The 15,841-nt window shown below is 41.2% G+C and carries 18 protein-coding genes; 5 read left to right on the forward strand and 13 right to left on the reverse strand.

From position 1 onward, the window contains the following. Positions 1-49 precede the first annotated feature (49 nt). Together J655_RS07410 and J655_RS07415 are read left to right on the forward strand one after the other, a co-directional pair. Positions 50-1,468 (forward strand): PLP-dependent aminotransferase family protein, encoded by a 1,419-nt coding sequence (locus J655_RS07410; RefSeq protein WP_032052212.1) that lies wholly within the window; start codon positions 50-52, stop codon positions 1,466-1,468. Between the two features lie 100 nt (positions 1,469-1,568). Beyond that, a complete protein-coding gene (locus J655_RS07415; protein WP_032006715.1) occupies positions 1,569-2,486 on the forward strand; it encodes a LysR family transcriptional regulator in 918 nt (305 codons plus the stop codon). 54 nt (positions 2,487-2,540) lie between these two features. Here J655_RS07415 and madM read toward each other — a convergent pair whose 3' ends face one another. The 11 genes from madM to J655_RS07470 all read right to left on the reverse strand — a co-directional run bounded on the left by madM (position 2,541) and on the right by J655_RS07470 (position 11,319). After that, complete coding sequence (gene madM, locus J655_RS07420) at positions 2,541-3,302, reverse strand: malonate transporter subunit MadM (protein ID WP_000338775.1); 762 nt, start codon at positions 3,300-3,302, stop codon at positions 2,541-2,543. 43 nt (positions 3,303-3,345) lie between these two features. Continuing rightward, positions 3,346-3,747: a malonate transporter subunit MadL gene (gene madL, locus J655_RS07425; RefSeq protein WP_002114391.1), complete on the reverse strand. Its 402-nt coding sequence runs from the start codon at positions 3,745-3,747 to the stop codon at positions 3,346-3,348. A 53-nt stretch (positions 3,748-3,800) separates the two neighbouring features. After that, positions 3,801-4,733 carry a malonate decarboxylase subunit epsilon gene (gene mdcH / locus J655_RS07430; protein ID WP_032006717.1) on the reverse strand — a complete coding sequence of 311 codons (933 nt, stop codon included), beginning with the start codon at positions 4,731-4,733 and terminating at the stop codon, positions 3,801-3,803. 12 nt (positions 4,734-4,745) lie between these two features. Then, the gene (locus J655_RS07435; RefSeq protein ID WP_065421941.1) at positions 4,746-5,354 is read right to left on the reverse strand and encodes a malonate decarboxylase holo-ACP synthase; all 609 of its coding nucleotides are present in this window, start codon (positions 5,352-5,354) and stop codon (positions 4,746-4,748) included. After that, complete coding sequence (gene mdcE / locus J655_RS07440; RefSeq protein ID WP_032052213.1) at positions 5,345-6,172, reverse strand: biotin-independent malonate decarboxylase subunit gamma; 828 nt, start codon at positions 6,170-6,172, stop codon at positions 5,345-5,347. The genes J655_RS07435 and mdcE overlap by 10 nt, the downstream gene beginning before the upstream one ends. Further along, positions 6,169-7,020: a biotin-independent malonate decarboxylase subunit beta gene (locus J655_RS07445; protein WP_032006720.1), complete on the reverse strand. Its 852-nt coding sequence runs from the start codon at positions 7,018-7,020 to the stop codon at positions 6,169-6,171. The genes mdcE and J655_RS07445 overlap by 4 nt, the downstream gene beginning before the upstream one ends. Then, entirely contained in the window at positions 7,013-7,312 is a 300-nt protein-coding gene (locus tag J655_RS07450; protein ID WP_013198183.1) for a malonate decarboxylase subunit delta, read from the reverse strand. Before J655_RS07450 ends, J655_RS07445 begins: the two co-directional genes overlap by 8 nt. Positions 7,313-7,314: 2 nt before the next feature. Then, positions 7,315-8,199 carry a triphosphoribosyl-dephospho-CoA synthase gene (locus J655_RS07455; protein WP_032006721.1) on the reverse strand — a complete coding sequence of 295 codons (885 nt, stop codon included), beginning with the start codon at positions 8,197-8,199 and terminating at the stop codon, positions 7,315-7,317. Then, positions 8,199-9,878 (reverse strand): malonate decarboxylase subunit alpha, encoded by a 1,680-nt coding sequence (gene mdcA / locus J655_RS07460; protein WP_032006722.1) that lies wholly within the window; start codon positions 9,876-9,878, stop codon positions 8,199-8,201. Before mdcA ends, J655_RS07455 begins: the two co-directional genes overlap by 1 nt. A 169-nt stretch (positions 9,879-10,047) precedes the next feature. Then, complete coding sequence (locus tag J655_RS07465) at positions 10,048-10,641, reverse strand: GNAT family N-acetyltransferase (RefSeq protein ID WP_032006723.1); 594 nt, start codon at positions 10,639-10,641, stop codon at positions 10,048-10,050. Positions 10,642-10,683: 42 nt separating this feature from the next. Next, positions 10,684-11,319: an FMN-binding negative transcriptional regulator gene (locus J655_RS07470; RefSeq protein WP_032052214.1), complete on the reverse strand. Its 636-nt coding sequence runs from the start codon at positions 11,317-11,319 to the stop codon at positions 10,684-10,686. A gap of 115 nt (positions 11,320-11,434) precedes the next feature. Here J655_RS07470 and J655_RS07475 point away from each other — a divergent pair, with 115 nt between their 5' ends. Next, positions 11,435-12,925 (forward strand): PLP-dependent aminotransferase family protein, encoded by a 1,491-nt coding sequence (locus tag J655_RS07475; RefSeq protein ID WP_032052215.1) that lies wholly within the window; start codon positions 11,435-11,437, stop codon positions 12,923-12,925. 7 nt (positions 12,926-12,932) lie between these two features. Here J655_RS07475 and J655_RS07480 read toward each other — a convergent pair whose 3' ends face one another. Both J655_RS07480 and J655_RS07485 read right to left on the reverse strand, forming a co-directional pair. Beyond that, entirely contained in the window at positions 12,933-13,622 is a 690-nt protein-coding gene (locus tag J655_RS07480; protein ID WP_002157453.1) for an LrgB family protein, read from the reverse strand. Between the two features lie 11 nt (positions 13,623-13,633). Next, positions 13,634-14,065 carry a CidA/LrgA family protein gene (locus J655_RS07485; RefSeq protein ID WP_032006751.1) on the reverse strand — a complete coding sequence of 144 codons (432 nt, stop codon included), beginning with the start codon at positions 14,063-14,065 and terminating at the stop codon, positions 13,634-13,636. Between the two features lie 110 nt (positions 14,066-14,175). On the opposite strand from J655_RS07485, the gene J655_RS07490 reads away from it, so the two are divergent. Further along, positions 14,176-15,081 carry a LysR family transcriptional regulator gene (locus J655_RS07490; protein WP_032006752.1) on the forward strand — a complete coding sequence of 302 codons (906 nt, stop codon included), beginning with the start codon at positions 14,176-14,178 and terminating at the stop codon, positions 15,079-15,081. A 113-nt stretch (positions 15,082-15,194) separates the two neighbouring features. Continuing rightward, positions 15,195-15,821: a glutathione transferase gene (gene yfcF / locus J655_RS07495; protein ID WP_032052216.1), complete on the forward strand. Its 627-nt coding sequence runs from the start codon at positions 15,195-15,197 to the stop codon at positions 15,819-15,821. The last annotated feature ends 20 nt before the right edge of the window (positions 15,822-15,841 follow it).

The raw sequence follows: 15,841 nt of genomic DNA on the forward strand, positions 1-15,841 counted from the left end.
ATTATTGATTAAGTGCTTCTTTCATTTTGTTATTTCGTGCAGCTCATACATGTATAAATCAGAACAACTCGCTCATAGCATTCGCCAACTCATTGAGAGCGGCACTTTAAATGCGCATGAAAAATTACCTTCATTAAGAGATCAAGTACAACGCTCTGGCTTTAGCTTAATGACTGTAATGAATGCTTATCAGGAGCTTGAATCACAAGGTCTGATCTATTCAAAAGAAAAATCTGGTTACTTCGTTGCCGAGCAAATTGCACTAAAGCCACTCGAACAATATTCAATTGTTTCACTAAACTCTAAAATTGAAATTAATTCCTTAGTTTTTAAATATCTTAAGTCAATCCAACATGAATCTGTCGTACCTTTTGGCTCAGCTTTTCCAGACAGTCAGCTTTTAACAGCACCTAAACTTATTCAAATTATGGGGCAACTTGCGCGCAAAAGACAAAGCTATGACCAGACCACAAGCTTGCCTCCTGGTAATTTAGCGTTAAGAAAACTGATTGCTCAGCGCTACTGTATGCAAGGTATACAGACCGATCCAGATGACATTGTCATTACATCTGGAGGTTTAGATGCACTAAACCTTTCGCTACAAGCGGTTGCTCAACCCGGCGATTATATTTTATTACAGCAAACCGTGTTTTATGGGGCATGGCAAGCCGCTGAGCGTTTAGGACTTAAAGTGATTACCATTCCTGAACATCCTCAACATGGTTTTGACCTAGAGGCTTTCGAACAGGTTATTCAAACATATCCAATCAGGGTGTGTTGGCTGATGCTGAATGCCCATAACCCGATTGGCTTTACAGTCAGTGATGACATTAAATATAAAATTGCCAAATTGCTTCACGAACATCAAATCTATTTAATTGAAGATGATGTCTATGAAGAGCTTTATTACGGTGGGCAAAAACCACTTTCAATGAAGTATTTTGATCAACAAAATCTGGTACTGCACTGTTCGTCTTTTTCTAAAACATTAGGTGCAGGTTTTCGGGTCGGTTGGGTCTATGCGGGTAAATTTTCAGACCATATTCAACACTTACAGCTCATGAGTACTATTTCAGTGAATGCACTCATTCAAAATGCATTGGTTGAGTTTTTGTCTCATCATCATTATGAAAAGCACTTGCGTACCCTTAGACTTTCCCTCGAGCGTTATAAAAAGCAGTTTTATCATTATTTGAAGCAACATTTACCTAACTCTTGTGAAGTGTATTACTACCCAAGTGGTTATTTTCTATGGGTCAAACTACCCAGTACCCTAGACAGTATGCAAGTTTATGAAGCGTTGATTCAGCAAGACATTGGCGTTGCACCAAGTCCTCTGTTTAGTGTTTTACCCGCACAGCAGCATTATTTGAGAATTAACTGTTCTTTTGAATGGAACACTAAAATTCAAAATGCTTTAGATCAAGTCATCAAAACCATTCAACAAAGAGTTGAAGCAAGTTTATAAAGATATGCTTCGACCTAAGCACAATTTTATAGTCTTTATTTTGTGCTAACTTTATAGCTCAAATCTATAGTGTTAAGGGAAACTGGTTCAAGGAATTAATATGGAAATTGATGAAGAACTCACCCTTAAAAAAATACAGATTTTTTTAGCTTTTATGCGCTGTGGGAATTTGTCTAAAACAGCCACAGAAATGCAGTTGAGTAATGTCAGTGTTCATAAAGCCTTACATTCTTTAGAAAGTGCTTTACGTTGCCCTCTTTTTAAAAATGAAGGCCGTAATCTCATTCCTTTAAAAAGTGCTTATGTCTTTGAAGAACGGGCACAAAAAATCGTACAAGACATTTTTATTACCGTAAATAAAACCAGAGAAGCCGCTGGCTTTGCAGCTAAGGTTTTACATTTAGGTTCTCTTTATTCTTTGACTGTAAATACAATTCCAAATGTGATTAGCGGTCTTAAGCTCCGACGTAGTGAGCTTGATATTCAACTGTTGCTGAGTTCAAATCAGGATTTGGTGAAAAAGCTGAAAGCCACGGAGCTTGATGCCATTATTGTGGCTTTAAATGAAACTACTCAAGATGATGACTTTGAAATTTTGCCAATGTTTTCAGACGATATCTTTCTGGCAGTCAATAAAGATTCAAAATATGCCGATTTTAAAGATATTGATTTAAGCCTTTTAAAAGAAGAAACTTTTTTAACTTTAACTAAGGGGTTTGCAACTCATAACGACAGCGACATCATTTTTAAAAAAGCTGGTTTTTCACCAAAAGTTGCTTTACAGGTCAATGATATTTTTACCTTAATTAGTATGGTCAGCTCAGGTGTCGGTTTTGCTCTACTACCCGGTCGTATTTCTGCAGTTTATGAAAGTTCAGTAAAACTTATTCCACTAAAACAGCAATATCACATGCAACAAGAAATCGGTCTCGTCTTTTTAAAAAGTAAAGAGCGCGATCCAAACTTACTTGCTCTGATTGCTGAATGTCGAATGTTTGCCTCTAATTTTCAAAGATAAATATCGGCAACTTATTAAAGAATAATGAGTTGCCGTTATAGGATTTTCAAAAATTTATCCAAAAATCGCATTAACCGTTAAGAAAAATACAGAAGGTCCAAGTAAGCACCCTAGTCCTGTATAGAAGGTTGCAACTAAAGCGCCATAAGGTACCAATCGTACATCAGTGCCAGCTAGGCCTGCTGCTGTGCCACTGGTTGTTCCAGCCAAACCACCAAAGACCATGGCAGAGCGCGGACTTTTTAGATACATAAATTTCGCAAGCAATGGCGTCCCTACCATAAAGAAAACTGACTTGATTAAACCAATTGCAATAGAAAGAGCGATTACATCAGAGCTCGCGCCAATTGCGGTTCCTGTAATCGGACCTACAATATAAGTCATTGCGCCTGCACCGATCGTTGTCATCGAAATTGGATCTCTATAGCCCATGCTCCATGCAACCAAAACCCCAATTGCAAAAGGCACAACACAACCAAGCATTAATGCAATTAGACCAATTTTGCCTGCTTTCTTCACTTCTTTCACATCAACTTCAAATGCAGTTGAAGCGATAGCTAAATCACGAATCATGGCTCCGCCCAACAGCGCAAAACCAGAAAAAATAGCGATGTCAGAAACGCCTTTGGTTCCTTGCGTATAAACCCCTGCAAAGTAAGCAACAACCAAACCTAAAGTAATCGCGATTGCAGAGCTTTGTAGTTTTCCCTTCGTCAAATATTTTGAGAGTAAATGGGAAACAAACATCATTAAACCCGTTACGGCAAGAGCAGTGACTAATGCATTTTTTGATAACACAGCAATTATAGCGTCCATCATTTAAATCCTTTTTGATTGAACTTTTTGTAGTTTATGTTGCTTAGGCTATTTTTTCCTTAGATTCTATTGTCCATTCATAGGTTTCATAGTCACCACTAATTCTATTTAAATAACGGATGACTAAAACCGTGCCAATTAACGATGCAATAGAGACAATCAGCCCTAACATGCCACCCGATAAAGCTGCAACGACATTTTGACCTGCCGACATCGCAACAACGATCGGAATATACATACCTGACCAATACAAGACGCCAAATTGTGTGACTTGAGGTAAATAACCTTTTTTTGCCAATAGTTCTTTAGATAAGATCAACAGAATCATTGAAATAGCAACGCCACCGACATTCGCTTTAACACCTAATACCATGCCTAATGTGTTGCCAAGATAGTCGCCTAATAAATGGCAGATCGCTAATATTGCTGTTCCATATATAATCATTGTAAATCCCTCATATCCTTGGGTTATTACTGAATTTTTAATTTATATTGTAATTACAAAGAAGCGTTATTTTCATTTTGCATTGCTAACTGAATGCTGTCTAAACGTGTTCCCTGAAATGACAATACAGTTCCTTCTTTAAATATTCGACGTGCAAGTGTAGTAAGCACCGTTCCCGGTAAAGCTTCGATCTGCAATCTTACACCTCGCTCCCATGCAGCTTGGATAGTACTTTCCCAATCTACAGTTCGACTCATGTTAAAAGCTAAGTCATCACCAATCTGTTCTGGCCTGCCCAGTGTACGAGCAGTTGTACCACTTAAATAACGTATTTTAGGCTGCTTTAAAGTCACTCCCTCCATAGACGCTGCAAGTTGCTTTGCTTGCTGACTTAATAATTCACAGTGCGATGGCACCGATACATCTAGTTTTTTTGCCACCACGCCTTGTTGCCTTGCTAAAGCAGCAACTTGGTTCATGGCTGTAAAGCTTCCTGAAATAACGATCTGGTTATGTGCATTAATATTTGCGACATAAACCTCTGACGTTATTTCATAAATCTGTTTGACCCATGTTTCAACAGCTGCACGGTCTGTACCAATCAGAGCTGTCATGCCATATCCAGTGGGGTAAGCGTTTTGCATAAGTTCACCTCGATAGGCAACGAAACGGACTGCATCCTCAAAGGCTAAAACTCCTGCTACAACCGCCGCCGACCATGCACCAATCGACAAACCCGCAACATAATCTGGTGTTAAGTTTTCAGCAGTTAATAGGGCTGAACTCACCACACCTGAAATAAGTAAACACAGCTGTACTGCACGTGTCGACTGCAATGCAGCCGGACTATCTAGCATCAAGACATCTTCTTTGAGTGCATCCGATGCACGCTCAAGGTATTCTTTAACCAGAGCGGTTTGAGGTAAATCGTGCAACATATTGCTTCGTTGCACCCCTTGCCCCGGATATACCCAAATTGAAGCCATGATATCTATTCCCTAATTCCATGGGTTTTCTACTAAAACAGCACCATCAGGACGTTTCAATAGAACTTTTCCACTGTTCCCAGCCCATTCTTTTAATGCCAAACCGCCTTGTGGAAGTTGAAGCTGTATATCCACATTCAGCCCTGCTTGCTGAAAATTTTCGAGTAGCTCAACCGCCTGCTTTTTAGCAAAAGGCTGTTCAGCTCGAATCAACAGATCTATGTCACTTTGCTCGGTTACTGTTTTAATGCCCGTTGCCAGTTCAAACCCAAAACTTCCTGTATATCCCCAACATCCTGAAAAATTTTTCATAATGCTAGAAATGTTCTGTAAACGTTCTGCCAAGTGCTCAAACTGTTGCGTATCTATGCGAGTCAGCGCTTCTGGCTTAAGCTGATTGCTGATTGCTGATAGTCGCATTTGAGCTGCATATCGTTGATAACGAAATTGTCCTCTTACACCCACAGCCACCTGATCTACAGGAGTAATTGCCCGACGAACCACAACAGGATCACCTCGTTGCAATACCTCTCTCACCCAATGCGGAGCATCAGCGGCTAAGCAATCGACCGTCATGCCCCACAGTAAATCATGGGCTTCGAGCTTAAGTTTCATGACCATTGCTCGCGCAATAACTCACGGACCTTTTTAGACATTTGACGGTTTTGGCCATGCAGTCTTTGTTCCAATCCCCTAGATTGATCGGCATTAATTTCTTTAAACGCTTGTGCAATTGCCTGTTTTGCTAATGAAAGATCATCATTTGTCGGTTGTTCAGGGTTTTCGACAGATAACAGTTCAGATAACAAACCCAGCGTTGCATAACTTTCAATGTCATAAGCCATTGGAGGAATACTGGAAGCCAATTGCTCTAACTCATCAACCGATCTTAAGGTAACGCGTGCAGCAGATTCCTTACCCATCGCATGCACCATAACACCTGAATCTTTTAAGGCAATAATACGATTGGCTTGGTATCCATGCGCCAAGAAAGCACCCGACATCGACTTACCAACCAATAAACTCACAATAGGATGACCTGCCAATCTAGCTCTAGCATAGCTATCTACTGCACCTGCTAAAGCTTGATGAATACCTAATAATTCTTCACGGCGCCCATAGGCCTGACTCGGGACATCAACCAAACATAAAATGCCGCGTTTAGTTTCAGCTTGTGCATCAGTCTGTATCACGTCATCAACCGCTTTTGCCAAACTCCAACCTTCCAAGAGTCCAACTTCACCTTGTCTTGCGCGTGGGAACAGATTATTGCCGTCTTGAACAACAGCAATAACACGTACTGCTTGTTGATCGATTTGACCATCAGCCACCCAAACTGAAGTTGGAAAACCTTCAACTGTCTTAAATCCCTGCGTGAGTGCTCTAAACCAATGTGCACCACGTGTAGATGCTTTTAATGTATCAACGGCGATATTCATGCTTGCTCTCCTTGATACAAAGCTTGTACCTGTGCTGGGGTAATCTGCTCAGCAGTATCGACTTGTTGTAACTTCGCTAAATAGAATGAGTAGTTTGAACTACGATGCTGCTGAGGCACACCTTGAGTTAAATAATCGATGACTTGCTCACGAATTTTCTGGCGATCATCGTCAACATAAGCATCTGCCAAACCACTAGCGAAACGCTGATTACCACCCGTAATACTCCATATAAATGGACGATCTTTGGCGTTGTATTCTTGTACCCCAGCTTCCTGTTCAATTACTTGCGGGCCATTTAAGCCTAAACGTCCTTCTTTTGTCATTACAATATAGCTACATAGCCCAGCCGCAATTGACATACCACCGAAGCACCCTACACTGCCTGCAACTACAGCAATGACGGGTTGATACTGACGTAAGTTCACAATTGCAGCCTGAATTTCAGCAATTGCAGCCAAACCCAGATTTGCTTCTTGTAAGCGAACGCCGCCCGTCTCTAATAGTAAAATTGCCGCTGTTGGAATACCTTTTAGATTATCTTCAACTGCAAGTTCTAAGGCACCCGCAATTTTGGCACCGCCCACCTCACCTAAACTTCCGCCTTGAAATAAACCTTCAATAGAAATTAAAACCACTGGGCGTTCTTGAATCGATCCTTTTGCAATCACTACACCATCATCGGCTTGCGGCACGATATTTTGCTGAGCCAACCAAGGCGACATAACACGTGCAAATGGGTCGAGTAGCTCTCGAAAAGTCCCTTCATCTAATAGCGCTTTGGCACGCTCTCTGACGCTGAGTTCAATAAAATCTTGTTTATTTAACAAACTCTGAATATCAGTCATGAGTTATCTCCTCCAATGCTTGTTCCAGACGTAAGCGAACGACACCGGGAGTTGCACCAAAGTCATGAATATCAATATTGACCGCTGGCGGTATTTGCGCAGTAAAAATCCGTTCAAAAAGATTGTGCCAACGTGCTGCACTGCCATCTACCGAAGTTACCACGTGAATAGAAGCTTTTCCTGTTTCACCAGGTTCCATCAAAATTTCTAAATCGCCAGAGCCGACACATCCTACTAGTGCTTTTTTTACAGGTGGCTCTGTGGCCACAAATTCAAAATGAAGTGTTTCCATAATCAAAATCCCTTTTTATTTTTTCCGGATGACTGCTCAGCACGATCTACAAATAGTGTTGCTGCCAACAAATCTGCGGCACCACCAGCAGAAGCTTTCATCCGAAGCAAGTCAATCTCTAAAAGATGCAAAGCACGTCGACCTTCTAAGCTTGAGCTGCCGCCCAAATCCAGTACTTGCTGAGCACCTTGTTGCATACGCTTTAAGCCAGATATTCCAGATCGATAAAGCACACAGGTATCGGTTAGATCAGTCATCATGGCAAGTAAGGCATCTAAGCGAGTGAACTCTTCTTTCATAGGTTTACTACGACTTTGGTAAAGCTGCTTTAAGCCAAAATTTACGATAGTTGGAAAACCTTGTTGAGCCTGTTCTTTAGCACCTAAGATGCCTAATTTCTTTTGTACTTGTTGACCATGACTTAAAGCCTGCTTTGGAATAAAACGATCTTCAAGCTGAGCAATCTGGCCTGCTAACTGGCATAGTTCAACAGCCGATAAATATTGTTGATTGGTGCGCGCCAATGCTGCTGCCGTAACCATTAAACCCAAGGCCCAAATTGCACCGCGGTGTGTGTTAACACCATCTGTTGCCAACATCATGGTCTTTTCACCTTGGCGACCAATTTCACCAATGTCTTCACGTAAAGCTAAACAGACTTTTCCGTGATGCTTTGCAGCTTGAGCCATCGCTTCAAACATGGGTCCTAAACTTTTCGCAGAGCGCTCCATTAATTCCAAAGTCAGGTCATCATGTGCACCACTGCCACGGCGATCTACCAAGGCTGGTTTAGGCGTCAGATTAACTTCCTCAATTAAAGCCTCGACCGCCATATCTGACAAAAGATGACTATCACTAAGTTTTTGATATTGAACTTGTGCCATCATTACCAACTCCTGAATTTTGCAGGTGGTTGATACAAACCATCGGACCATGTCACCAAGTCAGCAATATTTTTCGCAGCTAAAAGCTCACGTGTTGCATCGGTGCGGCGAATACCTAAATCTTCAGGGAATACCACCAAGCCTTCGCTTCTTAAACGTGCTGTTGTTTTAGGGTCTTGAGTTAAACCAATACTGGTCACACCTGCCACAGCAGCAATCATGGCTTGGCGCTCTTCTTGGCTGCTTGCTTTATATAGATAAGCAATGCCTTCTTCGGTGAGTAAATGGGTCACATCATCGCCATAAATCATGATTGGTGCTAAAGGTAGGCCAGCTGTTTTAGCAACATCAATGGCATCAAGACGCTCTACAAAAGTCGGCTTACCGCCCTCTTGGAAAGTTTCCACCATTTGCACAACGAGTTTTTTACCACGTGCCAAATAGGTTTCTGTTTCATTGGCACCTTGCAAGCGCATATCTAGCCATGCTGGCGTATCGTGACGACGGCCACGCGGATCATGCCCCATGTTTGGTGCACCACCGAAACCAGCCAAACGACCTTTGGTGACAGTCGAAGAATGTCCCATGCCATCAACTTGCAAAGTTGCGCCAATAAATAGATCAACAGCGTATTGACCTGCAAGCTGACACATCATGCGGTTGGAACGTAAAGCGCCATCACGACCTGTAAAGAAAACGTCGGGACGAGCAGCAACATATTTTTCCATACCGAGTTCAGTACCAAAACAATGTACGCTCTCAACCCAACCTGTTTCAATCGCTGGAATTAAAGTTGGATGCGGATTCAAAGTCCAGTTTCGGCAGATTTTTCCTTTTAAACCTAAAGACTCTCCATAGGTCGGTAAAATCAGTTCAATTGCCGCAGTGTTAAAACCAATACCATGGTTTAACGATTGCACATTATGTTTTTCATAAATTCCGCGAATTGCCATCATGGCCATAAGCACATGCACTGGCTTGATGTGTTTGGGGTCACGAGTAAATAACGGTTCGATATAAAATGGCTGATCTGCCACCACCACATAATCCACCCAAGAAGCAGGAATATCGACACGTGGTAACTCCGAGACATCATCAACCAGTTCATTGACCTGAACAATCACAATACCATCACTAAAAGCCGCGGGTTCAATAAGTGCTGGAGAATCTTCGGTACTTGGACCTGTATAGATATTGCCTTGACGGTCTGCCATAAAGCCCGCTGAGAGCACCACATTTGGAATGAGGTCGACCACCAAACGTGAATACAACTCGATATAGGTATGAATGGCACCAATCTCTAATAGTCCATCTTCAATTAACTGACTAATACGTAAACTTTGTGGGCCAGCAAAAGAAAAATCGAGCTTACGCGCAATCCCTTTTTCAAACAGATCAAGGTGTTCCGAACGCCCGACACTTGGCATAATCATATGCAAATCGTGCAAAATATCTGGATTGGTTTGAGCCAAAGAACGCGAAAGGAAATCTGCCTGCTTTTGGTTATTCCCTTCGAGTACAACTCTATCACCTGGTGTAATTAAGGTTTCTAAAACTTTAATAATGTCTTGAGTTGGAATTACCACACCATCGGTATATTGGTTTGCCATCTCTAGTTTTAGTTGTTTAGCATGACGCCGCTTTGTCCATAACCGTTCTTTATTCTGAACTGATCCTTCCATGTGCTTACCTATATAGATCGCAGTTTTGTTCTGAATCTATAAAAACGCTTTATGGACTTTTGATCAATCAACCTAAATCAGCAGTTATTAACTTCAGGTTAATGATTATCACAGCTTCTCTCTTCTGGCTAAGCCAAAAAAGAGAAAAACAGCTTGCTTAAAATTCCTTTTAACGTGGTTTATTCAACATCCATTCCAGATTTTGGCGAACCGAAGGCCACTCATGTTTTAAAATGCTGTAAACATGAGTGTCCCGCAAAATGTCATCTTTCACAATTTGATGGCTTCTCAGTACACCGTCTAACTTTGCACCCAAACGTATGATCGCGGCTTGACTTTGAACATTTAAAGAAGATGTGCGTAACTCGACTGCAATGCAATTTAAAGTCTCAAATGCATGAGCCAACAATAGCTTTTTACATTCAGTATTTACAGGCGTACGCTGTGCAGATTTGCGGTACCACGTCGAACCAATTTCTACACGGCGATGGGCTTCTTCAATATGCATTAAGGTTGTCATGCCCAACGCCCGCCCCGTTTTTCGGTCTTCAATATAAAATGGCAGCATAGAACCAGATTTTTGCAAACCGAGACGTCTTTCAATTTCAGCAGCCATTTGTTCAGGTCTTGGCACACGGGTATACCAAAGATTATAGAGTTCCCCATCACAAACAGCCTCTTTGAGCGCTTCAGCTTGAGTTAAGTCTAAGGGCTTTAAAATAACGTGCTCACCTACCAACTCAACAGGTGTAGTAAAAGACATCTTTGTCTCCTCAATTGATATTAAAGTTTTATATTTTCAAAATTATTTATTTAACTTAGCCACACTATACATAGCGTCCGCTATAGTTTGATGACCAGATTTTGATAGGCCATCTGCTGCGCCTAAAATGTCTCGGCGTTCTTTGTTTTGCCCAAGTTTTGATTTTCCTTGCAGCTTGGTAATTTCAATTTCTATTCCCACAATCGCCTTTAACATCGGTTCAAGATAGTCTTTTGGTGCATCGGACATTTTCCATGGTTCGGGTTGAGATGCTTCATGAGTGGGGTTAAAAGGAGCCACAACCCCACGAACGTAACGTTCATCATCTCGAATGGTTACTTTGCCATAAGCATGCACAACCCTATAGTTCCATGTCGGTACTTGTCTGTGCTGTTCATGTTTGGATGGGTACCAGTTTGGTGAAGTATAAGCATCGCCTGCTTGAAACACGACCAACACCTCATCTCCATTTTTAATGTCCTGCCAGACAGGATTAACTCTAGACACATGCGCACGTAGTACACCCAATTCCCCTTCATTTGCCTGTAATTCGAATGGAAGATGGTTTGCATCTAAGCCATTACTTCCATGCGTAAAAAGCACGCCAAACGGATATGCGGTAATAAGAGAATGCAATACATCCAAACGGTTTTCTGCATAATCATCGGGGATATACATGGCTCAAAACCTCACTGTAAATATCAGGGTTATTTATATTTTGTGTTGTAAATTTTCTGGTTTATGTGGTTTATTAAAAAGAACCACTTTGTATTTTTTTAAGTAGACCAGAATTATGGCCAGAATGGCAAAAGTTGTTGAACTTCCGTCTATTGCGAAGATTGATAAAAGCAAAGGTAAGATAAGTGCTCAACTGACTCAAGCTTTACGCGAAGCTGTACAAAGTGGTGATTTACAGCCCGGCGATCCGTTGCCTTCTTCACGCGAACTGGCTCAAACACTTGGGGTCGCACGAGGAACTATTATTGAAGCTTACGATCAGCTTTTAGCTGAAGGTGTGTTTGACTCTCAACCACGAACTGGCACTTATGTGTCTCATGCTTTGGTTAAAACATCTGTAATACAACATTCTTCAAAAGAAAATAAACCTAACTCGATCTCTTTGACCAAATCGGCACGTTCTTATGCCAAAGTGCTTGATGAATTTAAGCCACTTCCCCATGTTCCTTTTGCGGTATCTGTCCCCGTTGGACGTACTCAACCAAGTGATATTTGGCGTAAATTTGGTAATAAATTTAGATCACGAGGTGCAGGTGCACCTTCAGGATACGGCGAATCCCAAGGGGTATTATCACTAAGAATTGCTATAGCAGACTATGTACGACGGTCACGTTCTGTCCACTGCGAACCTGAACAAATTGTGATTACACCCGGCATTCAACAGTCACTTTATATTTGCAGTCAGATTTTATTTGAAGCAAAAGATGAAGTTTGGATTGAAGATCCAGCTTATCGGGGTACGACAGCCATTTTTGAACATGCTGTACAAAACATTCGGATGGTGCGTGTTCCTGTCGATGAAGAAGGTATTCAGGTTGAAGCAGGAATTAAACTTTCTAAACATGCACGTGCTGCTTTTGTGACACCGTCTCACCAATATCCACTTGGTATGCCGATGAGTCTTGCAAGACGTACGGCTTTATTGGCTTGGGCAAAACAGCAAAATGCTTGGATCATTGAAGATGACTATGACAGTGAACTTCGCTATAACGGACAGCCCTTCCCATCTTTGCAAGGCATGGCACCCGACCAAGTCATTTATCTTGGCACTTTCAGTAAAGTCCTATTTCCATCACTTAGACTTGGTTATGCAGTATTGCCTAAAGAGTTGGTAGCATCTTTTTGTGGACTCAGAGTATTAATTGATCGACACCCACCTGCTGCCGACCAGCACGTTTTGGCAGCTTTTATTCAAGAGGGTTATTTGGAACGACATATTCGACGCACTCGAAATGTCTATGCAGAAGTCCGAGAATACATTATTGGCTTGATTGAAAAATACATACCTCAAGAACTGGCTTGGTTACAGCCGGGCGATCAAGGCATGCATATGGTGTTATGGCTTGCTCAGCATATTAATGATATTTACGTTGCAAGCTCGGCAGTCGATGCAGGCATTGCCATTAAAGCAATTTCACCGACATTTTCACAAGAACAACAACGTCCGGGTTTAATTGTTGGCTTAGGTGATTTTGAACCGGAGCTGATGAGACAGGCCATCAAAAAACTATCAAGAATTATTCAACAACATGACAAATCAAGTTAGATAAAATCTACAACAGCAACCATAGATGAATCGCAAATGGCCCAATCAGTACCATTAAAATACCTGCAATGACCATGGTTAAACTGGCAATTACACCTTCTTCGCTATTGCGTTGCTGTGCTCTAACTGTACCAAAACCGTGGGCTGCATTTCCGAAGGCTGCCCCATTGGCCACATTAGAACGAATTTTAGTAATCGCTAAAATTGCATCACCACAAATCATACCGACCAAACCCGTAATGACAGTAAATAAAGAAACCAATGCTGCCGAACCGTGAATATCTTCCGCTAAAATCATGGCAAATGGTGTGGAAATAGAACGTGCCATCAAACTATTGGTCACTTCAGGGCTAAAGTGGAACCACTGCGCCATCTCATAGGCTGACATCACACCTACACTCATGCCCACAATAATTGCAATCGAAAGGACGCCAAGGTTTTTACGAATCGTTTCCCGATAACGATAAATCGGTACAGCGAAAGCAACTGTTGCAGGCCCTAATAAATTAACAATCCACTGCGTATCTTCTGCATAAGTTTGATAGGAAATTCCAAAAATCGTCATCAAAATAATGGTGAGTACAGGTACACTAATCGCGGGTGATAACCAAAGTTTTGGATTTTTCTGATAGATCCGCTTTGCCACAACATAGGCTGCCAAAGTCCAGATCAGACAAAGAATTGACCAAATATTCATGTCATTTTCTCTTAGATATGCTTATGTTGAAGACGTTTTCGAGCCTGTAAATAAGCCTTTAAACGATTGTAGTAGTGAATCGTCAGGCACGTACTGAGCATGACCGAAATGGTCCCAACCGCAATGCTCAACACAATTTGCCAGCCTTCGGTCATAAACAAAGTTTTATACTGAACAACGGCGACTACAACAGGCACGAAAAACAGCAACAGTTCACCTAAAACAACAGTTGCTCCCACTGCCACCTGATCCATTTTGATAATTTTAAAGAACAGGCATAAAAGCAATAAAAACATACCTAAAATGCCTGCCGATACAGGCACACCAAGTTTTTGATGTAAGAGATATCCGACCCACCAAAATCCAGCCAAAATCAAAATTTGTTTAACTAAAACTAAAAGTGAAGGTGGTGTGGGTGTGCCAGAAGCAGATTCAGTACTCATTTTGTGAAATTAAATGGTTAACTACACCATTATGCTATCTTGGTTAAATCTGCTAAATATGAATTATTCATGCTAATATTATTCTAAAATGGAATAATTTATTCTTTATTATGCTTTCACTAAAATCATTACAATGCTTCGTTACACTGGTAAAAACTAAAAGTTTTACCCGTACTGCTGAAGAGTTGTATCTGACTCAACCCACTATTAGTAAAATATTACAGCAACTTGAAGAGCAACTTCAGGTACAGCTTTTGGTTAAACCCGATCACGGCCGTAAAAGACAAATTGAGTTAACTGAAATTGGAGAGCGAATTTATCAACATGCGATTGAGCTTCTTCAAGCAGAACAGAACATCTTTCTTGAAATTGAAAACTACCAACAATTAAAAACAGGAACTTTAAAACTTGGCGTTCCGCCTTTAGGCTCGCAGCTCTTAACGACTGCCCTATTTGATTATCATCAGCAATTACCGGATATTGAATTGGCTTTTATGGAGGTTGGTTCACGCGGTATTGAGCAAGCTTTGCTTAACAATGAACTAGACGTTGGCGTTTTATTGCAGCCTTTTGATGAGCAAATCTTTAATAGCATTGAGCTATGTAACTACCCTTTAATGGTACTTTTACGTCGTGATGCCACTTGGGCAACCCGCAAAAAAATAAATCTAGAAGAGTTACAACATCAATCATTTTTAATGTTTCCAGAAAATTTTTCTTTAAACAGTATTATCCTTGATGCTTGTAAGCAGCATGGTTTTTACCCAACCATTGCTTGTCGTACTAGCCAATGGCACCTCTTGGCAGACATGGTGCTACAGCGAATGGGGATTGCACTTCTCCCGCAGTATTATACCGACATGCTTGACCCTAGTTTATTTGCAGCAGTGCCACTCGAGAAACCAAATATTCAGTGGCATTTAGTGATGGCTTGGAAAAAGAATCTTCCTGTCTCACCAGCAGTACAGGCGTGGCTTAGTATTGTTCGTCAGCATTTTCAGCACATTAAGCCCTAACGTTGAAATGGCTTAATTCAAAAACCGATAAAGCTTTTCCACAAAAAAGCTACCCAATCTTGGATCAGCTCACTTAGACTAGATCCGATTGTTTTATGACATGGACAATAACAATGAATAATGAACATTTTAAGCTGTACACAGATTCACAATTTCTAAGCCCCTACGCGTTTACAGTTTTTGTAGGGCTACATGAAAAACAAATTCCATTTGAAATAGCGACCATCAACTTAGGCCAGCAAGGCCAGTTTGAAAAATCTTATGTAGCAAAGTCATTAACTGCCAAAGTGCCTGTACTTGAACATAACGATTTTGCCTTATCAGAATCTTCTGCCATTTTGGAATATTTAGAAGAGCTTTATCCAAACACAGCTATTTATCCAAAAGATATTCAAGCACGCGCAAGAGCAAGACAAATTCAGGCATGGCTCCGATCAGACTTAGTTGCATTAAGAACTGAGCGTCCAACCGATGTTATTTTTATTCAGCCCACCTTCACTCCACTTTCAGAAGAAGGCAAAAAAGCAGCCGAGAAACTTTTCTTTGTTGCAGAAAAACTTCTTGCGTCTGATGCGGAATTTCTTTTTGGTTCATGGAGCATTGTGGATGCTGAACTTGCCCTGATGTTGCAACGCCTTATTCAAAATGGTGATACCGTACCACAGCGTTTAAAAACCTATGCATTACTGCAATGGCAGCGTCCGATCGTACAAAAATGGCTTGCCTTGCGACATAAATAAATCCTTATATTTACACCAAA

The organism is Acinetobacter sp. 1294243 (assembly GCF_000588015.1).
GTDB classification, from domain to species: Bacteria; Pseudomonadota; Gammaproteobacteria; order Pseudomonadales; family Moraxellaceae; genus Acinetobacter; species Acinetobacter pittii.